Origin of the sequence: Streptomyces sp. NPDC049887 (assembly GCF_040656535.1) — a bacterium.
Classification (GTDB): Bacteria; Actinomycetota; Actinomycetes; order Streptomycetales; family Streptomycetaceae; genus Streptomyces.
The window spans coordinates 261,581-285,255 of the sequence record NZ_JBFAMM010000002.1 but is presented as its reverse complement, the minus strand read 5'-3'; the positions used below and the strand labels follow the sequence as shown (position 1 = coordinate 285,255).

21 protein-coding genes and 1 pseudogene are annotated in these 23,675 nt (G+C 71.6%); 6 read left to right on the top strand and 16 right to left on the bottom strand.

Features of this window, described 5'->3' with window-relative positions:
* Positions 1-67: 67 nt before the first annotated feature.
* Complete coding sequence (locus AB0J10_RS03390) at positions 68-1,435, bottom strand: M1 family metallopeptidase (RefSeq protein ID WP_363057577.1); 1,368 nt, start codon at positions 1,433-1,435, stop codon at positions 68-70.
* Positions 1,436-1,868: 433 nt separating this feature from the next.
* Here AB0J10_RS03390 and AB0J10_RS03385 point away from each other — a divergent pair, with 433 nt between their 5' ends.
* Positions 1,869-2,147 (top strand): hypothetical protein, encoded by a 279-nt coding sequence (locus tag AB0J10_RS03385; RefSeq protein ID WP_363057295.1) that lies wholly within the window; start codon positions 1,869-1,871, stop codon positions 2,145-2,147.
* 187 nt (positions 2,148-2,334) lie between these two features.
* Here AB0J10_RS03385 and AB0J10_RS03380 read toward each other — a convergent pair whose 3' ends face one another.
* Positions 2,335-3,675, bottom strand: a complete 1,341-nt coding sequence (locus AB0J10_RS03380) for a helix-turn-helix transcriptional regulator (protein WP_363057293.1) — start codon at positions 3,673-3,675, stop codon at positions 2,335-2,337.
* Between the two features lie 140 nt (positions 3,676-3,815).
* On the opposite strand from AB0J10_RS03380, the gene AB0J10_RS03375 reads away from it, so the two are divergent.
* From AB0J10_RS03375 to AB0J10_RS03365, 3 genes and pseudogenes are all read left to right on the top strand, one after another.
* Positions 3,816-5,165, top strand: coding sequence for a M64 family metallopeptidase (locus tag AB0J10_RS03375; RefSeq protein WP_363057291.1), 1,350 nt, complete (start codon positions 3,816-3,818; stop codon positions 5,163-5,165).
* A 96-nt stretch (positions 5,166-5,261) separates the two neighbouring features.
* A pseudogene (locus tag AB0J10_RS03370) lies at positions 5,262-5,371 on the top strand (DinB family protein); the annotation flags it as partial.
* 476 nt (positions 5,372-5,847) lie between these two features.
* On the top strand, positions 5,848-7,026 hold the full coding sequence (locus tag AB0J10_RS03365) for a cytochrome P450 (protein WP_363057289.1): 1,179 nt from the start codon (positions 5,848-5,850) through the stop codon (positions 7,024-7,026).
* On the opposite strand, the gene AB0J10_RS03360 is transcribed toward AB0J10_RS03365, so the two are convergent.
* From AB0J10_RS03360 to AB0J10_RS03340, 5 genes are read right to left on the bottom strand one after another with little or no spacing between them, the layout of a single operon-like run.
* A complete protein-coding gene (locus tag AB0J10_RS03360) occupies positions 7,027-8,403 on the bottom strand; it encodes a cytochrome P450 (RefSeq protein WP_363057287.1) in 1,377 nt (458 codons plus the stop codon).
* Complete coding sequence (locus AB0J10_RS03355; RefSeq protein WP_363057285.1) at positions 8,400-9,008, bottom strand: ATP/GTP-binding protein; 609 nt, start codon at positions 9,006-9,008, stop codon at positions 8,400-8,402. Before AB0J10_RS03355 ends, AB0J10_RS03360 begins: the two co-directional genes overlap by 4 nt.
* Positions 8,986-9,348 carry a DUF742 domain-containing protein gene (locus AB0J10_RS03350; protein ID WP_363057283.1) on the bottom strand — a complete coding sequence of 121 codons (363 nt, stop codon included), beginning with the start codon at positions 9,346-9,348 and terminating at the stop codon, positions 8,986-8,988. The genes AB0J10_RS03355 and AB0J10_RS03350 overlap by 23 nt, the downstream gene beginning before the upstream one ends.
* The gene (locus AB0J10_RS03345) at positions 9,345-9,758 is read right to left on the bottom strand and encodes a roadblock/LC7 domain-containing protein (RefSeq protein ID WP_283295927.1); all 414 of its coding nucleotides are present in this window, start codon (positions 9,756-9,758) and stop codon (positions 9,345-9,347) included. The genes AB0J10_RS03350 and AB0J10_RS03345 overlap by 4 nt, the downstream gene beginning before the upstream one ends.
* On the bottom strand, positions 9,755-11,050 hold the full coding sequence (locus AB0J10_RS03340) for an ATP-binding protein (protein WP_363057281.1): 1,296 nt from the start codon (positions 11,048-11,050) through the stop codon (positions 9,755-9,757). The genes AB0J10_RS03345 and AB0J10_RS03340 overlap by 4 nt, the downstream gene beginning before the upstream one ends.
* Before the next feature lie 270 nt (positions 11,051-11,320).
* On the opposite strand from AB0J10_RS03340, the gene AB0J10_RS03335 reads away from it, so the two are divergent.
* Together AB0J10_RS03335 and AB0J10_RS03330 are read left to right on the top strand one after the other, a co-directional pair.
* Positions 11,321-12,283, top strand: coding sequence for a helix-turn-helix transcriptional regulator (locus tag AB0J10_RS03335; RefSeq protein ID WP_363057279.1), 963 nt, complete (start codon positions 11,321-11,323; stop codon positions 12,281-12,283).
* 198 nt (positions 12,284-12,481) lie between these two features.
* Positions 12,482-13,147, top strand: coding sequence for an alpha/beta fold hydrolase (locus tag AB0J10_RS03330; protein ID WP_363057277.1), 666 nt, complete (start codon positions 12,482-12,484; stop codon positions 13,145-13,147).
* A gap of 191 nt (positions 13,148-13,338) precedes the next feature.
* Here AB0J10_RS03330 and AB0J10_RS03325 read toward each other — a convergent pair whose 3' ends face one another.
* From AB0J10_RS03325 to AB0J10_RS03285, 9 genes are all read right to left on the bottom strand, one after another.
* The gene (locus tag AB0J10_RS03325) at positions 13,339-14,637 is read right to left on the bottom strand and encodes a hypothetical protein (RefSeq protein WP_363057275.1); all 1,299 of its coding nucleotides are present in this window, start codon (positions 14,635-14,637) and stop codon (positions 13,339-13,341) included.
* A complete protein-coding gene (locus AB0J10_RS03320; protein WP_363057273.1) occupies positions 14,634-15,407 on the bottom strand; it encodes a hypothetical protein in 774 nt (257 codons plus the stop codon). The genes AB0J10_RS03325 and AB0J10_RS03320 overlap by 4 nt, the downstream gene beginning before the upstream one ends.
* Before the next feature lie 38 nt (positions 15,408-15,445).
* Positions 15,446-17,491 (bottom strand): right-handed parallel beta-helix repeat-containing protein, encoded by a 2,046-nt coding sequence (locus AB0J10_RS03315; protein WP_363057271.1) that lies wholly within the window; start codon positions 17,489-17,491, stop codon positions 15,446-15,448.
* 509 nt (positions 17,492-18,000) lie between these two features.
* Positions 18,001-18,720, bottom strand: a complete 720-nt coding sequence (locus tag AB0J10_RS03310; protein WP_363057269.1) for a Crp/Fnr family transcriptional regulator — start codon at positions 18,718-18,720, stop codon at positions 18,001-18,003.
* 176 nt (positions 18,721-18,896) lie between these two features.
* On the bottom strand, positions 18,897-19,379 hold the full coding sequence (locus tag AB0J10_RS03305; RefSeq protein WP_363057267.1) for a hypothetical protein: 483 nt from the start codon (positions 19,377-19,379) through the stop codon (positions 18,897-18,899).
* 288 nt (positions 19,380-19,667) lie between these two features.
* Positions 19,668-20,471 (bottom strand): methyltransferase domain-containing protein, encoded by an 804-nt coding sequence (locus tag AB0J10_RS03300; protein WP_363057265.1) that lies wholly within the window; start codon positions 20,469-20,471, stop codon positions 19,668-19,670.
* On the bottom strand, positions 20,468-22,084 hold the full coding sequence (locus AB0J10_RS03295) for a radical SAM protein (protein WP_363057263.1): 1,617 nt from the start codon (positions 22,082-22,084) through the stop codon (positions 20,468-20,470). The genes AB0J10_RS03300 and AB0J10_RS03295 overlap by 4 nt, the downstream gene beginning before the upstream one ends.
* 149 nt (positions 22,085-22,233) lie before the next feature.
* A complete protein-coding gene (locus AB0J10_RS03290; RefSeq protein ID WP_363057261.1) occupies positions 22,234-22,689 on the bottom strand; it encodes a MauE/DoxX family redox-associated membrane protein in 456 nt (151 codons plus the stop codon).
* A gap of 241 nt (positions 22,690-22,930) precedes the next feature.
* Positions 22,931-23,512 (bottom strand): SRPBCC family protein, encoded by a 582-nt coding sequence (locus AB0J10_RS03285; RefSeq protein WP_363057259.1) that lies wholly within the window; start codon positions 23,510-23,512, stop codon positions 22,931-22,933.
* Between the last annotated feature and the right edge of the window lie 163 nt (positions 23,513-23,675).

Genomic DNA, 23,675 nt, shown 5'->3' with positions numbered 1-23,675 from the left:
GACGGAGACGCCCGGTGCCCGCGTGCGGACGCCCGACGCAGCTCCCGGCGGCGCGGCGTGTCCGGCGTCAGTGCCTCGACGGCCTGCCGTCGCCGTAGAGCCAGACGTCCCACAGCGCGTCGAGGTCCTTGCCCGACATCCGCTCCACGTAGGTGGTGAAGTCGTGGGTGGAGGCGTTGCCGTGGCGGTGGGTCTCCGCCCAGCCGCGCAGTACGGAGAAGAACACGGTGTCGCCGACCGCCTCGCGGACCTTCTGCAGCGTCATCGCGCCGCGTTCGTAGACCGGATCCCCGAGGAGCTGACCGGCCCCTGGCTGGTCGGCCGGCGGGAAGGCCCAGTTGTCGTCGGAGTCGAAGGCGTCCTCGAAGCTGGCCCGGACGGGAGTGTCCTCGAACTCCTCCAGGTAGAGCCACTCCGCATACGTCGCGAAGCCCTCGCTCAGCCAGACGTCCCGCCAGGTCCTGGGGGTGACGGAGTCGCCGTACCACTGGTGGGCCAGCTCGTGCACGAGCGTCGCGGCGTCGAACGAGTCCTCCGCGAACACCGACCGGCTCTGCGTCTCCAGCGCGTAGTCCGCATCGCCCTCGCGTTCGACGATCACGCCGGTGGACGAGAACGGGTAGGGGCCGAACTTGCTCACCGACCAGTCGGTGAGTTCGGGGACGCGGTCCAGCAATGCACGGACGCGCCCGGCGACGGTCCTGTCCGCTGCGCTGTATACGGGTATGCCGGCCGCCCCGGGCCGGGATCTCGTGATCACGTACGCGCCGACGCCGACGGTGGCGAGGTAGGTGGCCATGGGCTGTGCGGAGTGCCAGGCGAACGTGGTGCCCTCGCCGTCGGCTGTGGGCCGCTGGGAGCGCAGGTCCCCGTTGGAGACGGCGGCCAGGCCGTCGGGGACGGTCACGGTGATGTCGTACGTCGCCTTGTCGCTGGGGTGGTGGTTCCCAGGGAACCAGGTCATGGATCCCTGCGGCTGCCCGAGCGCGATCGCACCGTCCTCGGTTCTCAGCCAGCCCTCGCGGGTGCCCTCGGAGTCGGTGAGCCCGCCCGGCGCGCCGTCGTAGCGGACGACGGCCCGGAAGACGTCGCCCCGGCGGACGTCGCGGGCGGGCCGGAGGGTCAGTTCGTCGCCGGTCCGGGTGTGGACGGCGGGCGTCCCGTCGACGGCGGCGGAGCGGACGGCCATCCCGTGCAGGTCGAGATTGAAGGCACTGAGGTCCTGGGCGGCGCGCGCGGTGATCTCTGCGGTGCCGGTGAGCCGGTGCGACCTCGGGTCGTAGTCGAGGGTGAGCGTGTAGTGCCGGACGTCGTAGCCGCCGTTGCCCAGGGTGGGGAAGTAGGGGTCCCGGGCGCCGGCGGCGCCCGGGCTGCCGTGGGTTGCGGAGTGGTGTCCGGCCGTGCCGATCGTGGACGCGCCGCCGAGGACGAGCAGGGCGGCGGCCGTAGCCAGGCTGCGGAGACCGAGCCGTGGGTGCACAAATGTGATGATAAGGGTCGAAAGTTCAACGATCCACCGCAGGGCGCGCCGACAGCGAGAACCGAACGCGAGCCAACGAGCGCGGCGCCACGGGGTGGGGGCACGGCTGCCCGCGCGTGGGGGCAGACGCCCCCGGAGCGGTGGCGGTGAGGCGTGCGAGCGACCGGCCTCTCCGAACAGTCCCGGCGGCCCCGCACCCGGCATGCCGTCACGTCACGCCTCGTGTCCGCGCGGGCCTCCTTCGTGCCCCACCCGATTCCCGCGCCTCCGTGGCGCGGGCGGTACGGATGACGAGCCGGCCGGAGGCGAGCAGGATGAGAAGGAGCGACACACCGGGCGCACGGGTACGCACCAACGCCCGGTGGGGCGCCGGAAGGAGGGCCCACCCATGACGCACCACAAGCCGAACCGAGCGGTCGAGGGCGACCCGGACCACGGTCACAGCAGGGGCATGCCCCGGCGGCCCGACGAGGACGCGCTCGAACAGCGCACGGCCCGCGACCGGGCGGAAGCGGGTCTGCCCGCCGGGGCGCCGGAGGACCCGGAGGCCCAGTACCGGGCGGCGCAGGACGAGGTCGACCGTGAGGCCGGCGCGGGCGAGATCCCCACGGGCGAAGCCGCGAAGAAGGACCGTGACCCCTTCCCACCGACCCGCTACGAACGCTGACCCGAAGCCCGGTCGGTGTCCGAGCTCGTTCAAAGGCCGACTCCGGCCCCGCGGGTCGACTTGAACGGAGCACGGAACGTCCGACGTTCGACCCGGTCGGCATCACCGCCACCGCCGGGGCGGCGGCCGCGCCCGACCGGTCGGGCCGGCGACGGCGGCCGCCGGAGCACCCGGTGCGGACGCTCGGCTACCGCTGGAGGAACGTCGGCGCCGCCGGGGCGGGGCCCAGGGTCGTCGTGCCCGGTGAGGCCCGATGGCCCAAGCCCGTGCGGTACGCGTCCAGCGCGGCCTCGGTGCGGCCGCCCCGGCGCAGCAGGTCGCCGAGCAGCCGGCACAGATCGGCGAGGTCCCCGCTCGCCCCACTGCGTTCGAGCAGCCCCAGGGCGACGACGTAGTGCTCCTCGGCGGCATCGCCGTCACCGCGCTCCTCAGCGATCAGTCCGAGCAGCCGGTGCGCTCCACCCGCGTGCACCGCGCCGTGCCGGTCGCCCAGTTCGAGCAGCGCGGTGAGCAGCCCGGCGGCCTCGTCGAGCCGTCCGAGACGCCGCAGCACATCGGCCAGCTCGACCTCCACCTGTGCGGCGAACAGAACGGCCCGCTTGGCGGCCAGCATGTCCCGCGCGGTGCGCAGTTCCTGCTCCGCGAGGCCGAGTTCGCCGTTCTGCGCCTGGACGTAGCCTCGCATCCAGTGGCAGTGCGCCAGGTCCGTCCGCAGCCGCAACTGCCGGTAGATGGTCTGTGCCTTGGCGAGGGAGGCATCCGCGTCGGCCGTACGGCCCTCCGCGAGGAGGGTGCGGGCCACCTGCCGGTGCATCCCCGCGACCAGCGCCGGATCGTTCACCTGCGGGGCCAGGGCCAGGGCTAGCTCCGCGGCGTGGGCGGCGCGGGCGTGCGCGCCCATGTCGATGTAGGGGCCGATGATGGCCGCGTACAGCAGCACCAGGGCCTCGGGGTCGGCCAGACCGCTCCCGTTCAGTTCGTCGATCGTGGATTCGAGCAGATAGCAGGCGTAGCGCAGTTCACCGGCGAGCAGATGCGCGACGGCGCGCCCCCGGACCGCGCGCGCCCGGCGGGGCAGCGGTTCGTGCTCGAGGAGGCGCTCCGCCGCCTCGAAGTGCCTTCTCGCGTTGTCCAGCTGCCCTGTCTCCAGCGCGCATTCACCGAGCCCGAGCAGTGCTTCGGCCTGTTCGGGATTGAGTTCCAGGTGCTCCGCGTCGGTGAGCAGCCGCCGGTAGATCACGGCGGCGTCCTCGGCGGAGCCGGTGGTCAGCTCGCGCTGGGCGTCGGTGAGGGCGAGGCGGAGCTCGGTGGCGAGATGGGCGGGGCGTCCCGTGGACAGCTCCTCGAAGGACGTGCCGAGTCGATCCGCGAGGAAGCGGAGAGCTGCCTCGGACGGCCGGACCTTCCCGGCTTCGAGGGTGGAGATGTAGGCAGGCGTGTACGAGGGTTCGGCCAGCTGTCGCTGGGTCAGCCCGAGGCGCGCCCGTAGCTGCTGCACTCGGCGGCCGATCTCGGCCGGTTCGTCCATCGGACCCCCAGGGTTGCTCGAAGTCCCCATTATCCAGGGGCAGTAGTCCATTGCGCACCCTCCTCACCCGCGCCTGATTCAAGTACCTTGTTAAATGCGTTTGTTCAGGCACTTGATTCTCGTGTCCGAGGGAGGCTTTCATGCGCTCGGTCTGGTGCAGGGGCGTGGCGGCGGCCGGCGCCGCCGCCGCCGTCCTCACCGGTGTGCCGGCCGCTCCCGGGGCCGCCGCCCTACCGGCCCGGTCCGCCGGACCGGCGGTCGAGGTGGAGATCCCGGGTCCCGAGCACGGCGATGCCGCCGGGTCGGGCCGCACACGGGTTCCGCGGGACGGGCGGGACCGGCCCTCCCCGAGCCTCTCGGCAGCGGAGGAGGCCGCGGACGGCACGGTCACCGGACTGCTGGACAACGGCCCCACCGGCGACCGGCTGGACATCGTCGTCGTCGGCGACGGCTACACGGCCGCAGAGCTCGACCGGTTCCGCGTCGACGCGAGGAGGATGTGGGCCGGCCTGTCCTCCGTCGAGCCGTACACCACGTACCAGGGCCTCTTCAACGTCTGGACGGTCGACGCGGTGTCGAACCAGTCGGGGGTCTCGGGTGACCCCGGACCCGATGCCGTACGGGACACGGCCCTCGGCTCCTACTTCTGGTGCGACGACATCGAACGACTGCTGTGCGTCGACCAGGACCGGGTAGACGGGTATGTGGCGAAGGCGCCGGAGGCCGACCTGGTGGTCGTGCTCGCCAACAGCGCCAAGTACGGCGGCGCGGGGTACAACGAGCCCAGCGAGACCCTGGGCTACGAGGGGATCTCGACCGCCTCGGCGGGCAACGAGCAGTCCGGTCGGGTCGCCATCCACGAGACCGGCCACTCGCTGGGCAAACTCGCCGACGAGTACTTCTACCCCGACCACCCGGGGTTCGAGGAGTACACGGGCCCCGAGGTTCCCGATCCCAACCTCTCCGTGCTGACCGTCTGGGACATGGCCGGCCGGCGCGCCAAGTGGCACCGGTGGCTGGGGGAGCAGTCGCCCGACGGCGGGACGGTGGGCACCTACGAAGGCGGAGGCTACTTCGTCAGCGGGCTGCACCGGCCCACCGACGACTCCCTGATGCGCTCCCTGGGCAAGCCGTTCAACCTCCCCGGCGTCGAGGCGATGATCGCCGGCTTCCACCGCCACGCGCGCCTCGTCACCGCGGTCACGCCCACGCGGCGTCCGCTTCGTCTGCGCGACACGGCGCGGGTCTCCGTCCCCGGGCTCACGGGTACCGGTGAACGACCGCTGAGGGTGCGGTGGTTCCTGGACGGACGGGAGCTGAAACCGCTCTCGGGGCGCACCCGGGTGCGGGTGTCGGCACTGATCCCGTGGCTGCTCGACCTGCGAACCCACGAACTGTCGGTCACCGTCGAGCATTCGACGGCCGCGGTGCGCGACCCGGATGTCGCGAAGACGCTGAGGTCCACCGTCGCCTGGAAGGTCCGGCTCTGAACCCCCGCGGGCCGGGAAACCCGGTCGCGCCCCGGGAGGTGGGCCGTTGGCTTCTCGCTGGACGTGACGGGTCATGAAACGCGTCTGCGAAGGGGCGATCCGTTCGTCGGCGTGTTGGCGGGGGCAATCTCGAACTCAGCCACCACATGGCGGAGATCGCGCTGATCCGCGATCTGTGGCGTGCCCGTCTCACCGCCTCCGCGTAGGCCCGGCCGGTCGCGCGGGAGTTCATTCGCCTCGGCCTCGGCTCCGACGACGGAACCGGGCCTCGGTGCCCGGACGCCCGCCGAGCACATGTTCGCGTCCGGTGCCGGTGCCGGTGCCGATGATCGTGGGCACCGCCGCGCACATCGGCCTCCGGCTCACCGGCGAGGGCCGCAGGCCTGCATTCGGGGCCCGGACCACCTGGACGGACATCGGCGTTCGGCGTACGCGGATGCGCTGCCCCGTCCTCTGCCGGTCGCCGTCGGGGCGCCGCGCGAGCCCGCCGGGCGATTTCCACTGTGCGCAGGGAAGTTGCCGCAGTGCGCATGCCGAGAGCGGAGCGGGAGTGACTTCGCTACGCGGAAGTAGCATCACCGAACGTGTTCACAGTCGAGTACCGGAGGGGCGTCCCATGTCAGATCAGTGCCCGATGGCGATGGACCCGGCGGGCCGGGACATCCACGGTGAAGGCTCTCGGATGCGCGCGAGAGGGCCGGTGACGAGGGTCGAACTTCCTGATGCCGTGGGAGCGTTCGCGGTCAGCAGTCCCGAACTCCTCAAGCGGCTGCTCACCGACGCCCGGGTGTCCAAGGACCCGCGCCGGCACTGGCCGCTCTGGATCAACGGACAGATATCCCCGGACTGGCCGCTGTTCGTCTGGGTCGCCGTGCAGAACATGTTCACCGCCTACGGCACCGAGCACAGGCGCTTGCGGACCCTGGTCTCCAGCGCCTTCACCGCGCGGCGCACGGCCGCGTTGAGGCCGCGCATCGAGCAGATCACCGGCAAGCTGCTCGACCGCGTCGCCGAGGTGGCGAGGCACGACGGGGTGGTCGATCTGCGCGAGGAGTTCTGCTACCCGCTGCCGATCCAGGTGATCAGTGAGCTGTTCGGTCTGCCCTCCGACAGGGCCGTCGACCTGCGGGAGATCGTGGACAGCCTCTTCCACACCTCCGCAGAGCCCGACGAGGTCACCGCCAACCACGCGCGTCTCTACGCCGTGATGGGGGAACTCGTCGAGGCCAAGCGGAAATCGCCGGGTGACGACCTGACCACCAGCCTCCTCGCGGCCCGCGACGGCGGGAGCAGTTCCCGGCTCAGCGAGCAGGAACTGCTCGACACCCTGGTGCTCATGATCGGTGCCGGTCACGAGACCACGGTCAATCTCATCGACAACGCCGTGCACGCCCTGCTGGCCCACCCCGAGCAGCTCGCACACATCCGCGAGGGACGGGCCACGTGGGACGACGCCGTCGAAGAGACCCTGCGTGCGGACGCGCCGGTGGCCAGTCTGCCGTTGCGGTACGCCGTGGAGGACATCGAACTCGGTGAACTCGGAGGCCCGGAGGGGACGGTGATCCGGGCGGGAGAGGCGATCCTCGCCGCCTACGCCGCTGCGGGCCGCGACCCCGAGCGGTACGGGAGGGACGCCGACCGTTTCGACGTCACCCGCGTGGACAAGGACCATCTGGCGTTCGGGTACGGGGTGCACCACTGCCTCGGCGCCCCGCTCGGCCGCCTGGAGGCCCGCATCGCACTTCCCGCGCTGTTCGGGCGTTTCCCCGGACTCACCCTCGCCGTGCCCTCGGAGGAACTGCTGCCCGTGGAGTCGTTCATCTCCAACGGCCACCGCTCCCTCCCCGTCCGCCTGACCTGATCACTCTCCGCGCCACCAGGCCAGCAGCCGGGCCCAGCCGCTCTTGGGCGCCGTGGTCACCGGCGTGCTCGGGCACCCTCCGGGCGGTGCGGGGGTGTGCCCGCCCGGCCCCCTGGACCCGCCGTCACCCGCAGGCCGCTCATCCTCTTCGGAGCGGGTGACGGCGACGGGCTGGAAGCGCACGGGCAGAGCGGCGAGCGCGCGGTGGAAGGGGCCCTGCCGCCACTCGAGATCCCGGACGGGAACGGCGAGTTCCATGTCGGGCAGCCGGTCGAGGAGCTTCTCGATGGCCACGGCGGCGATCAGCCGGGCCGCCCCCTGAGCGGGACAGGAATGCGGGCCGGCGCTCCACGCCAGATGGGCGCGGTTGCCCGTGCGCTGATCGACCACCAGGGCAGGGTCGGTGTTCGCCGCCGCGAAGCTGATGACGACGGGATGGCCCTCCCTGAGCAGCGTCCCCTCGTACACGACGTCGTGCACGGGGAAGTGGACTGCGTAGTTCGCCATGGGCGGGTCGGTCCACAGCACTTCGTCGAGGGCGTCCTCCACGGGCAGACTGCCGCCCGACAGGCTGCCCGCGAAGCGGTCGTCCGACAGCAGCAGGCGCAGGCTGTTCGCGATCAGGTTCTGCTCCGGCTCGGTGCCGGCACCTATGAGCAGCACCAGGGTGTGGACGAGTTCCTCGTCCGTCAGCCGCGCGGGATGGGCGATGAGGCGGGAGGTCACGTCCTTCCCCGGAGTCTCGCGTTTGAGCGCGATCAGGTCGCCCACGGTTCGGGTGAGGAGCTCGTTCGCCTTCTCGGCGTCGACGAGCTCGAAGATGCCGGCCATCCCCTGGACCAGCCGCTCGCCGTACTCGGGCGGACAGCCGAAGAGCTGGTTGAGCACCAGAAGCGGCAGGGGCCGGGCGTACGCGGCCAGCAGATCCGCCTCGCCGTCCGGGGCGATGCGGTCGATGAGCGTATCGGCACTCTGTCCGACGTAGCCGCGCAGGGCGCTGGGCTCCACGCCACCCAGGCTGTCCGTGATCGCCTCGCGCAGCCGCCGGTGTTCGGGCCCGTCGGTCAGCAGGGCGTTCGGCCGGTAGGCCATCATCGGCGCGACCGGGCTGTCCGCGGGCACGGTGCCGTCGGCCATGTCGCGCCAGCGGCGGGAGTCCTTCGAGAACGTCTCGGGACTGCGCAGCACGTGGAGTGCGGCGTCGTACCCGGTGACCAGGGTGGCCCGCACCCCGGGCGACAGCTCGACCGGGGCGGCCGGTCCGGCCTTCCGCATGCGCCGGTAGGCGGCCGCCGGATCGGCTGCGAAGCCGGGCCCGTACAGCAGTTCGTGGCGGGGGCAGCCGGACTCGGGGCCGGGTGTCGATCGAGGGGTCATGCGTGCTCCAGTTCGCTCGTGCGGGTCAGCAGGTGCTCGACGAGGGAGACCAGTGCCCGGGTCGAGGAATCGCGGTCGCGGGCGTCACAGCGGACGAGGGGGGTTTCCGGGAGCAGATCGAGGGCCTCCCGCACCTCGTTCAGCGCATACCGGGGTGCGCCGTCGAACTCGTTGAGGGCCACCGCGTAGGGCAGGCCGAGTTCCTCCAGGACGCCCATGACGTCGAACGAGTGCTGAAGGCGGCGGGTGTCCGCGAGGACGAGGGCGCCGAGCGCGCCCCGGGTCATGTCACGCCAGAGCTCGGTGAACCGCTGCTGACCGGGGGTGCCGAAGAGGTACAGCACAAGGGCGTCGCTGAGCGTGAGGCGGCCGAAGTCGAGGGCCACCGTGGTGGTCGTCTTGTCATGGGTGCCCTCGAGGTCGTCGACCAGGGCGCCTGCTTCGGTCATCACCTCCTCGGTGCGCAGCGGACGGATCTCGGACAAGGTGCCCACGAAGGTGGTCTTGCCGACCGCGAAGTGGCCGACCACAAGGATCTTGACCGCGGTTTGCACGCCCGGGCGGAGATAGACGTCTTCGGACTCAGAGGCGGGCGCGGAGCCCATCGAGCACCTCCTGCAGGATTCGGGCATCGGACGGCAGGGCGGCCGGGACCGGCGCGAGGGTGACGATGTGTCCGCTGTCCAGGAGGTCGGCCACCAGTACCCTCGTGACGCTGACCGGCAGCGACAGATGTCCCGCCACCTCCGCCACCGACAGTGCCCCCGGTCTGCAGAGTTCCGCGATACGTCGCTTCTCGGGCCCCAGACCGGCGAGGGACGGCCCCACGGAGGCGATCAGGAGGGTGACGAGGTCCAGGGTGTCGCGGCTCGGGTGAGCGCGGCCCTCCGTGACCACGTAGGGCCGTACCAGCCTTCCGCCGGGGCGGCTCCTGGGTGGAGTCATGCCCGAATGCCGGTTCCGTGGCGAGCCGGACTGGTCATCTCCTTGCCGAGCCGGTCGACCAGTTTGTGCATGCGGTACGTGACCGCCTCCATGTCCACGTTCTCCGTCGTGGAGACCGCGAGGTAGGCGCCCTCGCCGGCGGCGACGAGGAACACATAGCCGTGGGCGAACTCGATGAGGGTCTGCCGCCACGGGCTGTCGTCGTGTCCGCAGAACTCGGCCGTACTGCGGCTGATGGACTGCAGTCCGGAGAGTCCGGCCGCCAGCCGCTCGGCGTCGTCCCTGCCGATGTCCGCGGAGTGGGCCCGGAGCATGCCGTCCGCCGAGAGCAGGATCGCGTGCAGGGCCTCGGGCACCTTCAGGACCTCATCGAGCATCCAGCCCACATCGCTGTTCCTGGGCTCGATCATCCTCGGTTGTTCCCTTCGTGTTCGTGGTCGGCGGCCTGGGGGGCACGGCCGTGCAGAGTGCCGCGTGCGAACGCACCGATCCGCCTGGCGGTCTCCTCGGCGGACCGGGTGTCGGCCTCCTCGGCGGGGTCCGGCGCCTGCTGCGCCGTCGCCGGCTGCTGTGCGGAGCGGCGGCGGCGCTTCGGCAGTCCCCCCGCGGTCGTCGCCGAAGGGGCCGCCGGCTCGGGGGCCCTGGCCGGCCCGGACGCCTCCCGGGCCGCAGCCGCGGGCGTCTCGGGAAGCCCGTCGGAGTCCTCCGGACGCGTGAGCAGGACGCTCGGGAGGAACACGACCGCGCGTACGCCCCCGTACGGGGACTGGGTGTCCACGCGGACGCTGAACCCGTACCTACGGGCGAGGACCCCGATGACCGCGAAGCCGAACTGCGGAGGGTCCTCGAGCCGGGTGACGTCCACCGTGCGCTTGCCGGACAGCAGCACCGCGGCCTTCTCCGAGGCCTGCGCGTCCATGCCGACTCCCGCGTCGTCGATCACCACGCAGGCGCCGTTGTGGACTGCCTGGAGGCCCACCTCGACCTGGGTGGTGGGTTGCGAGTGGCGCGCCGCGTTGTCGAGCAGCTCCGCGACGGCCAGGACCACGGGCTCCACGGCCCGGCTCTCGACGGCGATGTCGACGTCACCGCGGATCCGGATCCGCCGGTAGTCACGGATGCGTGACGTGGCTCCGCGCACCACCTCGACCAGCCCGGACGCCGTCCGCTGCCGCCCCGGCCAGGACCCGCACAGCACGGCGATGGCCTGGGCGCGGCGGCCGAACTGGGCGTTCGCGTGGTCGACTTCCAGGAGGTCCCGCAGGACGTCGGGATGGTCGTGGCGGTCCTGCATCTCCGAGATGGCCACCTGCTGTTCGTTGGCCAGGGCCTGGATCGAGCGCATCGAGGTCTTCAGCGCCGCCTTCGCCGACCGGTCGGCCCGGGCCTGAGCGTTCTCCACGGCCTCGGCGAACCGTTCCAGAACGCCGTCCAGGCACTTCGCGAACTCGGTCTCCGCCAGCCGGCTGTCGAGGAGTCCGACGCCGGGTACCGACTGGCCCGCCGACTCCTCCAGGGCCGGCAGCCGCACGGTGATCAGGTGGCGGAGCTCCTCTTCCCGGGTTCGCAGGCCGTCCGCCAGCTCCTCGTTCCGCCTTCTCTGCAGCGCGCTGATCCCGCGCTGCCGTACCAGGAGCACGGTGAGGGCGAGCAGGCCGACGGCCAGGCACCACAGCACCGCGTCCGGTATCCGTTCAGTCATGAAGTCCTCAAGACGGCTTGAACCCTGCGGGAGCGCCTGACGTTAGTTCCGGTCGGGGGCGCGTACTACACCTCACGCGCAGAGAAGTTGCCGTCAGGCGCAGAGGTCCCCCGAGGAGGTCGGCTGCCGTGGTTCGTCCCTGCTGTCCGCACTGCGGTCACCATGGGGACCCGATCCGGCCGTCTGCACTACGATGCCCGCGCGGACGGCCGCTGGAGCGTCGGATCGGCCTTCGGCACGGACAGGGACGCGTGACGGCGGAGGGGCGCTTTGCGTGGGAGAACGTACAGTCTGGTCGAAGAGACGACGGCGCACGTCGAGCCGAGGGAACGGGCCGACTCGTGGAGCGAGCGAGTCGACTTCCACCACACCCGGCTGGACTTCCGCTATGCCCGACCGGACTGCTTCAGCGGCGAGATGACCAGCCAGCGAAGCGACACCTACGACCTCATCACCTGGCGAAGCGATCGGGTCGAGTACGTCCGGACACCCCGGCTGGTGCGCCAGGCACCCGCTCCGGACTACCGGTTCGTGTTCCCGGTCGAGGGGGAGCTGTCGCTCCGGCTGGACGACCGGCAGGTCCGGCTGACCCCGGGCTCGGGAGTGCTGGTGCCGTTGGACGCCCCCTTCGCGCTGCGGCACGACTCGATGCTGAGGGGCGTCATCCTGTCCATACCCGCCTGCGAGATCGACGGCCCGCTCAACCGGAAGTCCCCCCTGTCCACCGGGGTGGACCTGTCCACAGGTCTGGGACGTGTCCTGTACGGCATGGTGGTCGGCCTGCACGACGAGCGCGCGCACCTCGACGCCGCGCAGTTCAACGCCGTCACGGACCGCGCGGTCGAGCTGCTGTGCATGCTCGCCGCCGGTGACGACCGCCCGGACGTTCCCGGCCACCTGGCCGAGGTCGAGGCCGTCGTGCGCCGCTACGCACGGGACCACGCCGCCGATCCGGGACTCACGGGGACGTCCATGGCGCGAGCGCTCGGCTGGTCGCTCCGCCAGATCCAACTGGCCCTGCAGCGAGCCGGAACCACGCCGCGCGAAGTGATCCGCGAGGAGCGCCTGCGTGTGGTCCGCGACCGCCTGCAGCGTGCCGAGTACGCGCACATGACGATCAGTGAACTCGCGTGCGCCATGGGCTTCTCCTCGGCGAGCGCCCTGAGCACCGCCTTCCGGCAGCGTTTCGGGACCAGTCCTCGGGAGCTGCGCCGCCGGCACCACCAGGCGTGATCGGTAACTGACCGGCGTCCCCAGTGGTTGACGCCAGGGCACCGCGTTCGCCTCCCGGGCGAAAAGTCATGTGCAGTTACCTTGCGGTAACCGGTGATGCTGTGTCAGATTCCGCGGTGCCACCGGCCGGTGACTTCACCTCCTACCCATGCCCGAGGTCGAACGCGGACCAGGCATGGCCAGACATCGGAGTCACACATGAGACGCACCGCAATGCTCGCCGCAGCAACCGCTGCGGTTCTGGCGCCACTCGTCGTCGTACCCCCCGCACATGCGGCGACGCGCAACCCGGTCCTGTTCGTTCACGGCCTCAGCAGCTCGGCCGCCACGTGGAACGACTGGGTCGGCAAGTTCAAGGCGGACGGGTACGCGGCATCGGAGCTGCACACCTGGTCCTACGACTGGAAGCAGTCCAACAAGACCACGGCGTCGCAGTTGGCGGTGAAGGTGCAGCAGGTCCTCGCCGCCACGGGCGCCGAGAAGGTCGACATCGTCGTCCACTCGATGGGCGCGCTGAGCTCCCGCTGGTACCTCAAGTCCCACGGCGGAACCTCGTACGTCGACGACTTCGTCTCGGTCGCCGGAGTGAACCACGGGACGGACGTCACCCTGTTCTGCTCCTTCTACACCTCGTGCAAGGAAATGGTCATCGGGAGCAGCTTCCTGAAGAGCCTCAACGCCGACGACGAAACACCCGGCGCCGTCGACTACGCCACCCTCTGGTCCACTTGCGACGCCGCCATCAACCCGGACGAGTCGGCGAAGCTGAGCGGAGCGGTCAACACGTCGGTGGGCTGCAAGTCCCACAACAGCATGAACGACGACCACGGGAACTACACGAAGGTGCGGGACTTCATCGCCTGACCGCGCCCGGTCCGGCCCCGTCCCGACGGGGCCGGACCGTCCGACGGGAGCCTTCAGCGCGCCGGGCCGACGTGCACTCGTCGACCGCCCGGTACCGGGCGGCTGCTTCCGCGGTAGCGGAGACCCGTCCGGGCGCGGGAGACGGCCCCGGCGGGATTCGTGGCGGGCGGGCCTTCGCCGGGATCTCCCGGTCAGCTGATGAGCAGCCCGATGCCTGCGAGCGTGTACACGATCATCAGAACCAGGAGTGGGACCTCCCCCGCCGGCGCCCGGTCCGGAGGGTGGACGCGTACCGATCTGTCGTGTGCGGCGACGACGCCCAGGACATGTCCGGTGACCACCGAGACCACCTGCAGGGTGGCAAGGCCCCCGGGGCTGAGCGGAGGTTCCGGCCCGGGCAGGTCGGCCGGGTCGGAACCCATCGCGGTCAGTACGGTGCGCGGCCCCTCGACGGCGAGGAGCGAGCAGTAGTGGGCGACCAGATAACCGATGGCGATCGGCAGCAGGGAGTGGGCGAAGGTGGTGAGCGGTCGGCGCACGGGCCCGGCCATGAGGCGGGCCGCACCGGCACCGACGACGTAGAGGGCGGCGACGGCGGCCGTGCAGGCCAGCAGCCCGAGCGTGGCCGTGGTGGTGCGGCCCAGTGGCGAGGTCTGCAGTGTGGTGATCCATGACGGTGTGTCGGACACCCCGTCGTAGGCCGTGCTGCCGAGCAGGACGCACATGACGGCCACGAGCCCCGGTGCCGGGGGAGTGCCGTCGAGACCGTGCAGCGGGCTCCGGACGACGAGCTGCCCGTCCGTCCGGCGGCCGATCGGGGCCAGCCGCGCGAGGAGTCCGGAGTAGGCCTCGAACGCGTCGCACCGGTCGAACCAGTCGCTGCCGAAGACCGCGGCGCCCGCCAGGTGCACGGACGCGTAGACGAGCAGAAAGGCGAGCAGGGCGGTGGTCGAGGCGGGGGCGGGAGAGGCGAGTTCGAGCCAGGTGAAAGCGAGCAGCCCGGCTGCCGCGGGCCGGTAGCCGAGTCGCTGCGGGAGCCTGCGGAACGGCTCCGCCGGGGGGCGGTGAACCACCCGGCAGCCCAGTGCGTGCAGCGTGCGCAGTGGGTTGAGGAGCCGCCACACCGGTCCGAGCAGGAGCGAGGCGGGGAGCAGGCCCACCCAGAGCAGGACGTAGACCGCCCCGGGGGCCGGATTGCGTTCGGGATCGTCCGGGCCGAGCAGGAGGTGGAGGAGGACCGTGGCGGCGGCGGCGAGCCCCAGCGCGCGCAGGCCGGCACGGAGGGCGGGCGCCCTCGCCCAGCGCTGCAGGCGGGCCGGCAGGGGACGGCCGGCGCGGTCGCCCCGGAAGCGCGAGCGGGGCCAGAGAAGTCCCAGCGCGAGGAAGGAGACGAGCAGGGCGGCGAACGCTCCCGCGTAGGCGTGGAAGGCGGGGATCGGAAGGTCGTGCCCGGCGCCGACGCCGTGGGCGAGGCCGGTCGAACCGCTCACCGGACGGCCAGCTGCGCCAGCACCAGACCGGACCGGTGCAGCTCCACCTCGAACAGTCCCGAACGGTCGAGGACGACCCGGAGTGTGGTGGTGCGGCCGGCCTCGACCTCCGCCGTGCGGTTCACACCGTGCACATGCAGTTCGTCGTCGGTGTCGCTGGTGACACGGATGGCCAGCAGGTCGCCCCTTCTCAGCTCGATCCGGTCCGGGTCCGGGCTGACGGCGCCCGCGGTGATGGTGAAGTCTGCCGTTCTGTCCGGCTGTTCCCCGACCGGACGCTCGTCGGGAGCGGGCCCGGGCAGGCGTGCGGTGTCCTGAACGGGCACCCCGCCGACGGCCCACGCCGTGTGGTCGTCCGCGTAGAGCCGAACGGAGAGCGTCCTGGTGCCGGGAGGTACGTCGTCCGCCGACAGATGGTGCCAGCGGCCGTACGCGCGTGCGACCTTCTTGCCGTCCGCGAAGAGGTGGGCGTGCCCGCTGCCCAGGACGGCCGCACCGCCCACGCTGTCGGGGCTGAAGCGGAAGCGCCCCGTGTCGATGCGGACGTTCCATCCGTCGTCCGTGTCCGACCGGACGGTCAGGGAGACGGTCGGAGCTTCCGCTGCGGGCACCTGTCGAAGCCGTTCGTGGTGGCCCGTGCCCGGGGTGCCCAGGAGCGTTCCGGCATCGTCTGCGGCGACGTCGTGGCTCGTTCCGGGGCCGTGATGGGTGGTGGGCCGCTCCGTACAGGCCGAACCCAGGGCGAAGGTCGCGGCCGCCGCCCAGATCATCGCGGCCGTTCCCGGGACGCGATGTGCACGCCCGGCCCTCACGGGGAGACCCGGGCCGGGTCGTCCGCGGACGGGGAGGCGGACCGGTCCCCGTCACCGGGGCGCGCGGAGGCGGCCACCGCCCACAGGACCCATACGAGTCCCAGCAGACCGCGCAGCCACGCCGGACCGAGGGGAGTCCACGGAATCATCACGAAGGCGCGCTCGAAGGCGTCCAGCAGTGTCAGAAGACCCAGCGCCACGGTCGTCATCCCGAAGGCGCGGCTGCTGTGCCGCAGCGCCAGACCCGTGGCGGTCAGCCAGACCCCGATCAGCAGGAGTGCCAGGGGACCGGCCACGGTCGGGGCGAGCGCCGTCGTCTCGCTCGCGACGTCGAGGGCGAGCCCCGCCGCGCCGAGCGCGGTGGCTACGGTGACCAGGCGGTTCCCGCGCAGTCTGCGCCACCACAGGAACCCTCCCACCACCGCGAGCACGACGGCGACGCCGAGCGCGAGCTGCACCTCGACACGGGCGAAGCCCCGGGCTCCGTACCAGTCGCAGCCCGCCGGCAGGCGTCGCGCCTGAACGCTGTAGTCGGAGCAGACCAGCAGTTGGACGACCTTCATGGGTTCACCCACGATCCGGTGCGATCCGCCGAGGAGGGCCCCGGCGTCGTTCCGGCACCGGGGCAGGGTTCGCGGGGTGCTGTCCCCCGTGTCCTGCCAGCAGTTGTCCGTGCCCTGGCCGTCCCACCAGACGTCCGTCCGGTTGGGTCTGGACTCGCCGCTCCGCGCCCTGCCCAAGTGGTTGTCACGGAACCGGTTGTGGTGCGAGGTGTCGGTCTGACGGGACCAGGCCTCCTCGCCGCGCAGAAAGGCGGGAACGGCGTTGAGGTGGAAGGCGGTGCGCTGGTGTCCGTAGATCCAGTTGCCCTCGAACACGTTCCAGTTGCCACCGGCGACGATCACCCCGGTCCCGGGCGGGACCGAGGTCTGCGGGCACACGACGCCCTGTTCGTAGCCGCGTTCGGCGGGAGGCCTGGCGCACGTGCCGTCCCTGACGTACCGGTAGTAGTCCTGGTTGTTGTCGTGGATGAGGTTGCGTTCGAACCTGGCGTGGTTCTGGGGGAGGCCCGGATGGCCCGGAAACACACTGTCCATCGACGCGCCGGCCATGTTGTGGTCGAACTCGTTGTCGTGGGCCCACACCGAATCGCCCGCGGTCCCCGAGTAACCGAGCAGGTTGTGGTGACTGCGGCAGCCGGTGATCTCGATGGAGTAGCGCGGCACGTCGTGGCCGCGCCCGCTGTTGATGTCCGACGCGCTGCCCGGGTAGATCCCCGAGTCGCCGTTTCCGTACGACTCGCAGTCGCGGTACAGCCCGTGGTCGCTCGCGAAGGTGAGGAAGCCGTACTCGTCGTTCCAGCGGGTGAGCACCCGGTCGATGACGAACCCGTCGACACCGAGCACGTACAGTGAGTTGAAGGTGGTGCGCTGGGCGGTGAAGTTGCGGAAGTAGATTCCGTCGGAGCCGTCGGCCCGGATCGCGTTGAGCTTGCGGTAGCCGGCGTCCACGACCACGTCGAGCGGGCCCGCACCCGTCCCCTCGATCTGCAGGTCCCGCTTGCCGAGGACGGCCACGAGATTCTGGTTGTGGGGGCACTGCTTCTGCTGTGCGAAGGACAGGATCTGGTATCCCAGGGCCGATTCGCGGGCGTCGAGCCGGGCGCAGTCCCCCTTGGGCTCCGGCTGGGAGGGCTCTTCCTCGTAGCGGCCGGGCAGGACGGCGATGCTCATGCCGGGCCTGTCGACGGCGTCCACCGCCTGCTGCAGATGCCGGAATCCCTCGCCCAGACACCTCTCCCAGAGCCGGAGGTTCCGTTCGCGCAGTGCATCGGGGAACCGGGACACACGCCGCTCGAAGGCCGCCTTGTCGGTCTTGCAGACGAGGAGGTCGGGTTCGCCCTCCCGGTACGCGGGAACGCTGCCCGAGCCGTCGGGGAACGCGACTTCACGCTCCTCGTGCGCTTGCACGCCGGGCGGCGCGCCCAGTGTCAACGCGGCCGCGAGGCCCAAACCGACCAGTGTTCGACGTGTCCACGTCATCCACATGTCTGCAAACTAGAACAGGTTTCGGGTACACGGAAGGCGCCGGACGCGAGATGGCCGGCGGACGACCACCGCAGGCCCGGCCGCCTCCTGCCGTGCAGCGTCCCTGGCCTGCGCCTCGACCGTGCCGGTCAGGATCCCGGCCGGGCCGCGCCCCGGGCCGTCATCGGCCGGTGCCTGCTCGCCGTGGCCGGCCGCGGCGCCGCCTGCACGACGGTCCGTCGGCCGACGGCGGAAGCGGAGGGGCTGCGCGAGGCGGAGACGAGGACGGCGAGAAAGGGGGGCGATGGTGCAGCCGAGGGAGGCGGTGGCGTACGCCACGCCGAACAGTGCCATGGGGCCGCGCGGCGGGTGACAGGGGGTGCGACGGAGCTTCGGGGCCGGGGTGGGCAGTTGACGGCCCGCGAGGAGCCGTGCCCCGGCGGCGGTGCTGAACAGGCCGAAGGCGATGGCAGTGGTGGCGGCTCGGGCGGGCAGCGGACCGGGGCCGTACGGAATCGGTGACGTCAGCCGGCGGCGTCCTTCAGTCGTTCGGGGTCGAGGACGGTGATGCGCCCGCGGGCCAGGCGGAGCAGACCGTGGTCGGCGTAGTCGCGCAGCACTTTGGTGCAGGTTTCTCGGGAGGTGCCGGCGAGGGCGGCGAGTTGTTCGTGGGTGAGGGCGATCTGCGGGTGGCGTCCGACCGGACGCAGCGGGCCGGCCGGGGGCTGGGCGCTGGTCAGCGTGGTCAGGGTGGTGGCGATGCGCTGGGCGACGGTCTTGAACACGCTGTCGGACAGGCGTTGCTCGAGGTCGGCCAGTCGGCGGCCGAGGATCGCGGTGATCCGGGCGGCGATCCGGGCATCGGCCAGCAGCAGCCTGTGGACGTCCGCGCGGCTCATCACGCACACGACGGTGTCGTCGAGGGCCTCGGCGTAGTTGTCGTACATGTGCTGTCCGAGCAGGACCATCTCGCCGAAGATGGTGCCCGGCGAGATGATCGCGGTGGTCAGGGCACGGCCGTCGGACGAGACCCTGAACACGCGGACCCGGCCTTCCTTGAGGATGAACAGCACCTCGGAGGGCTGGGTGGGCGAGTAGAGGATCTCGCCCGCGTGGTAGGTCTTCATCGGTGCCGCGGCGGCGATGGCTTCCATCTCCTGCTCGGACAGGTCGCAGAAGATGTCGACCTCGGCCAGGCACCAGGTCCGCTCCCCGTCCTCGTGTTCCGCCGCGGCGTCGGTCATCGTGTGTGTCTCCTCGCGTCGTCCAGGGGCCCACGGTGGTCGTGCAGCGCCCCGTGCCGGGCCGGCCAGCGCCTCGGCGCTGCTTGCCAGACAGTAGGGCACGGCGCCGTCGACCGGGCCTGTGCGGCGCGGCGCCGCGCCCGGTGGTGGGGCGGCGGGGTCGGGGGCCTCGGGGTTCATCGGGCCGGGCCGGTGCGCCTGTCCATCGCCTGGGCGACGGACGCGAACGTCACGCCGGCGAGCAGCCCGAAGACGAGGTGGGCGCCGAGGCTGGAGGCCGTGACGCCGTTCCATTCGAAGACGGGCATGCCCATGTTGGCGGGCATGATCCACAGCGCGCCGACGGCCCACCACACCGCGCCGTAGGCCGGGCCGAGGACGAGCGCGGGCGCGAGGCGCTGCGCGAGGGAGCCGAGCACGATGCCGAAGAGTACGCCGGCGAACACCGCGATGGTCAGGTGGATCAGCCAGCCGACGAAGGCGTTGGTGGAGCCCAGCAGTCCGGCCACCATCGTGATCATCGCGGTGTCCATGACGGGCCGTGAGACCGACATCCAGACGCCCATGCCGACGCCGCCGACGAGGCCGGCCGCGGCTCCCCAAACGGCGTGCACGGGGATCGAGGCGATCTTGGGGGAGGTGTGTGCTGCCGTGGTCATGATGATCGTCCCATCCGTCGGGTGGTTCTTCTGCTCTCGCCGTCGACGCTAGACAGGGTGGTGGGGGCAGGTATGTGACCGCCCTTACCTACGCGCCGGTAGCCCGGTGGAGTCCGGTTGCCGTCGCTCGCCCGGGGCGTGTGCATGGCACTGTCACCGGGGGAACGAGGCATCGGACGACGGGGCGCGAGGTGCGCGCGTCGCTCGTCGGGGACCCCCAGGGCCTTCAACGGCAAGTGAGCCGCCGGACGGGCGGACGAGGCGGTCGCGGCGCTGCCGTCCCGCCCGCTACCGCGGCGTGCGTTCGGCGATCAGCAGTGCATAGCCGAGAACACCGTCCGCGACTGCCGAACGGGCGGCTCCCAGGACGGCAGCGGCTGAGTCCGGATCGACGCCCGCGGCAGCGAGGCGAGCCGGCGCGGTCATGCGCAGCAGGTTCAGCCGGGCCTCGATCTGGTCGATCATCCGCACCATCGCCTGGTCGGCGCGCTCGCTACGGAGCGTGCGCAGTCCCGCGCCGGCCAGGATCCCGGTGTAGTCCTCGAGCGGCCGGGCGTCGGCGATGCAGGCGATCCGGGCGCCGAGCCCGGTGAGCTCGGGCGGAAGCCGGTCGGGGTCGACCGTGACGTCCGTGATGCCGAGGCGGCCGCCGGGCCGCAGGACTCGAGCGAACTCGGTCGCCGCGCGTGTCTTGTCGGGGAAGGTGCACAGGGCGCACTCGCACACCACGGCGTCGAAGACGCCGTCGGGGTACGGCAGGTGCTCGGCGTCCCCCGTGGTGAACCGTGCCCGGTCGGCCAGGCCCGCTGCCTGGGCGGCGCCCTGGGCGAGGGCGGTGTTCGCCGGCGCGTAGTCCACGCCGTCGACGTCGGCGCCGTAGGCGTCGGCGAGCAGCAGGGCGGTGGTGCCGCGGCCGGAGGCGACATCGAGAACCCGTGCCCGCGGGGTCAGGCCGAGGCCGTCGGCGAGGCCGCGGGTCAGGGTGGTGCCGCCGGGATGGTACGACTCGCCGAGGAGCAGGGCGACGACGTCGGAGGAGTACGCGGCGGCGCAGCACGCCTTCAGTTCCTCACCGGTGGGTGGCTGGGTCATGACGGGAGCGTCCCTTCTGCGCCGGGGGTGGTCGCGGTCTTGGAGCCGTACGGCGTCGTGGTGAGGCGTTCGGCGAGCGGCAGGGCGTTCGGCGCGACCGGGGCGACGGGGACGCCGGACATCTGCGCGCGGACCTGTTCGCGGTAGCCGACCGAGTTGTAGGCGCAGAAGGGGATGAGGCGTCCGTCGGGGGTGATCTCCTCGACGCAGCACTTCATCAGCTGCTTGACGTTGAGGGTGTAGGGGTCCTGGAAGTCCTGCACGACCACCATGAACGCCTTGTCGTCGAGGTTTTTCACCACCTCGGGGAGGTCGATGCCGCAGGCTCCCCCGTAGCCCTCGGCACCGGAGCCGCCGGAGCAGTCCAGGGCCTCCGCGGTGGCCCGCAGTTCCTCCTCGGTCGTGGAGGCGCCCATGAACGCGGAGGCCGACCACAGCTTCTCCAGGGCCTTGCGGATCCCGGTGTCGGGCATGACCCGGTTGGTGACGTAGTCGAGGTGGTCCTCGACGTTGAGCAGCCGCGGGATGGGGACGACCGTCCGGTTGCCCGGTTCGCCGTCGACCAGCAGATAGGTGATGGAGCGGCAGGTCGGGAAGCAGCAGGGCACGGGGAAGAAGTCGCCCTTCCGGAACCAGTCCGGTCGCTGGGCGTTGATGAGGCGGATGACGTCGGGGTTCGTGAGCCGGTTCAGCGGGTCGAACTCCACGTGCCGGCCGGAGTGGGTGACCGGCTGGAAGGCCACGGACCGTACGGCGGGATGGTCGATGCCGTACTCGATGATCGGCCCGAGTTCGTGCTCGTTCAGCCCACGCTCGACGGCGGCGACGAGCGTGACGGTCAGGCCCGCACCGGCGCAGTTGTCCAGGGCCCGCTGTTTGAAGGTACGCAGGTCACGACCCCGGATCTCCAGGTGGGTGCGCTCGTCGAAGCCGTCGAACTGCAGATAGACGTTCACCGACCTGCCCGGCACCCGGTTGCGCCTGCCGAGTTCGGCGACGAAGTTCTTGTCGGTGGCCAGGCGGATGCCGTTGGTGTTGAGGTTGACGTTCCTGATCGGGCGGGCCTGGGCCAGGTCGATGAAGTCGAGGATGTTCTTGTGGATGGTGGGCTCGCCACCGGAGAACATCACCACCTCCGCCTCCCCCTCGGACTCCACGAACGCGTCGAGCATCCGGGCGCACTGCTCACGGGTGATGGAGTAGCCGTCCGGCTGGTGGCCGGAGTCGGCGAAGCAGATCGGGCAGTCCAGGTTGCAGCCGGTGTTGACCTCGACGATCCCGAGGCAGGCGTGCTGCTTGTGCTCCGGGCAGAGCCCGCAGTCGCTGGGGCAGCCGTCCTTCACCTCGGTCTGGAAGGCGAGGGGGATGGTGCCGGGCTTGTTGAACCGGGCCGAGGACAGGTACTCCTCGGCGTCCCCGTAGACCAGAGCCTCGAACTCACCGTGCTCACCGCACCGCTTCCTCAGATAGACCTTGTTCTCACGGATGTTGACCTGCGCATCGACCGGTGCCTTGCACAGCGGGCAGATGGACCTGGTGAACTCCACGAACACCTCGTCGCGGTCCGTCTTGCGCCGGGGCGCGGGCGCCTGGGCCACGCGGAACTCCTCCATCAGCGGGCTTCCTTCACTCATCGGGGGTGGTCACGATCGGGTTGCTCGCCCGCCTGCGAGGCGGGTGGGGCCGGGGCGGCCGGGAGCGCCGCCCAGGACCGGTGCGCCGGCACCCGCGGCCACCGCCGCGCCACCGGGATCCGGAACGCTCACCGGGCGCCGGCTCCGCCCCTCACCTCCTCCCGGCCGGGGTGCGAGGAGGCGGGCGCGGTGCGGGCGGACCGGAACAGCAAGCCGGCGTAGAACAGGGTCAGGGCATCCTGGAGCAGTACGAACCAGCCCAGCCGCTGGGTGAGGTGGATCCCGAAGCAGCCGCAGTTGGCCACCGCCAGGCCGCGTGCGTACGCCTGTACGGCCAGCACCGTCCACACCGCCGACACGGCCGTGTACACCCACACCGGCGCCAGGGCCTTCGAGCGGGGGCGTGCCAGGAACCAGATCCCGCACACCAGCTCGCCCGCGATCAGGGCCACGGCCAGTACGGTCGCGGCGCCTCCGGCCACCAGTCCGTACGCGGACAGGATCCGCGGCATGTACCCGAAGGAGGCGAGCTGGGCGACGCCCATCGCCGTGTACACCGTCCCGAGCACGATCCTCAGCACCATGGTCCGACCGTAGGCTCCCGGCCGGGGCGAGAACTGTAAGCGCGCTCACCGAACCACCGCCCGCGCACCCGGTACCTCCGAGGGCGAAGGCGATGTTCGCCCCCGCGCCGATCGGGTCACCGGATGGGCGCTGTCCGGACCGGCACCCCTGCCGCACCCCGGCGGGGCCTCGCCCCGCTGCCGCAGGACCGCACTGATCGCCTGCTCCTCCGTCGGCCCGCAGCACGCCACGGCCGGCCGATCAGCGCAGAGTCGAGCGTCGCTCCGCCTCCCGTCGGACCGTGCCCAGGGAGGCCGCGACGGTCGCCTCCCACCGTGGGGCGACCAGGCCGCCCCACCATTGCCCGGCCCGCCACAGATCCGTGGCGAGTTCACCCTCGTAGACCAGCCGGGTGCCGGACCCGTGCCCGGTGAGGGTGAACGACTCGGTGACGGCGGGCACCGGCCCGCGCACCAGACGGAAGTCGACGCGATCCGGCCGGGCGAACCGCACGGTCTCCACCGTCGTCGCCGTCAGCCGCCCGCCCGCGACCGGGGTGCGATGGGCGGCGAGCACCATGTCGCTGCCCCGTTCCAGCACCGTGACCTTCTCGCGCATCGCTCGGGTGGCCCGTCCCAGATACGGCTGGGCGATGACGTCGAACACCACCTCACGCGGCGCCGCGATGTCGACGGTCTGCGGTCCCAGCGGCCGTGCGCGCCGCCCGACGTCCAAGTCCAGCGGCAGTGCCCCGGTCACCAGCCCCAGATACCCGCCCGCCGCGCCCGCCAGGGTCACCGCCCCCAGAGCACCGATCCACACCATGAGCCCGGCCCTTTCCACGCGTCCGTTCCTGTCACGGACGACGCTAGGCCGTGCACGTCCGCCGGTCGGTGAGCGCGCTCACCCACCCGCCCGCGCGGTTCCCCCAGCTCCCGGGCGCCATTGCCCCGGGGGGGGGAGCGCGGAACCTGGAGTACGGTTCCGGGGCGGGCGCAACCCCCCC

What these genes read in the sequence shown, in the direction of transcription:
- AB0J10_RS03385 (WP_363057295.1), top strand. Translation starts at nt 1,869, where the DNA reads ATGACGCACCACAAGCCGAACCGAGCGGTCGAGGGCGACCCGGACCAC.
- AB0J10_RS03380 (WP_363057293.1), bottom strand. Translation starts at nt 3,675, where the DNA reads ATGGACGAACCGGCCGAGATCGGCCGCCGAGTGCAGCAGCTACGGGCG.
- AB0J10_RS03375 (WP_363057291.1), top strand. Translation starts at nt 3,816, where the DNA reads ATGCGCTCGGTCTGGTGCAGGGGCGTGGCGGCGGCCGGCGCCGCCGCC.
- AB0J10_RS03365 (WP_363057289.1), top strand. Translation starts at nt 5,848, where the DNA reads ATGCGCGCGAGAGGGCCGGTGACGAGGGTCGAACTTCCTGATGCCGTG.
- AB0J10_RS03360 (WP_363057287.1), bottom strand. Translation starts at nt 8,403, where the DNA reads ATGACCCCTCGATCGACACCCGGCCCCGAGTCCGGCTGCCCCCGCCAC.
- AB0J10_RS03355 (WP_363057285.1), bottom strand. Translation starts at nt 9,008, where the DNA reads ATGGGCTCCGCGCCCGCCTCTGAGTCCGAAGACGTCTATCTCCGCCCG.
- AB0J10_RS03350 (WP_363057283.1), bottom strand. Translation starts at nt 9,348, where the DNA reads ATGACTCCACCCAGGAGCCGCCCCGGCGGAAGGCTGGTACGGCCCTAC.
- AB0J10_RS03345 (WP_283295927.1), bottom strand. Translation starts at nt 9,758, where the DNA reads ATGATCGAGCCCAGGAACAGCGATGTGGGCTGGATGCTCGATGAGGTC.
- AB0J10_RS03340 (WP_363057281.1), bottom strand. Translation starts at nt 11,050, where the DNA reads ATGACTGAACGGATACCGGACGCGGTGCTGTGGTGCCTGGCCGTCGGC.
- AB0J10_RS03330 (WP_363057277.1), top strand. Translation starts at nt 12,482, where the DNA reads ATGAGACGCACCGCAATGCTCGCCGCAGCAACCGCTGCGGTTCTGGCG.
- AB0J10_RS03320 (WP_363057273.1), bottom strand. Translation starts at nt 15,407, where the DNA reads ATGATCTGGGCGGCGGCCGCGACCTTCGCCCTGGGTTCGGCCTGTACG.
- AB0J10_RS03315 (WP_363057271.1), bottom strand. Translation starts at nt 17,491, where the DNA reads ATGACGTGGACACGTCGAACACTGGTCGGTTTGGGCCTCGCGGCCGCG.
- AB0J10_RS03310 (WP_363057269.1), bottom strand. Translation starts at nt 18,720, where the DNA reads ATGACCGACGCCGCGGCGGAACACGAGGACGGGGAGCGGACCTGGTGC.
- AB0J10_RS03305 (WP_363057267.1), bottom strand. Translation starts at nt 19,379, where the DNA reads ATGACCACGGCAGCACACACCTCCCCCAAGATCGCCTCGATCCCCGTG.
- AB0J10_RS03300 (WP_363057265.1), bottom strand. Translation starts at nt 20,471, where the DNA reads ATGACCCAGCCACCCACCGGTGAGGAACTGAAGGCGTGCTGCGCCGCC.
- AB0J10_RS03295 (WP_363057263.1), bottom strand. Translation starts at nt 22,084, where the DNA reads ATGGAGGAGTTCCGCGTGGCCCAGGCGCCCGCGCCCCGGCGCAAGACG.
- AB0J10_RS03290 (WP_363057261.1), bottom strand. Translation starts at nt 22,689, where the DNA reads ATGGTGCTGAGGATCGTGCTCGGGACGGTGTACACGGCGATGGGCGTC.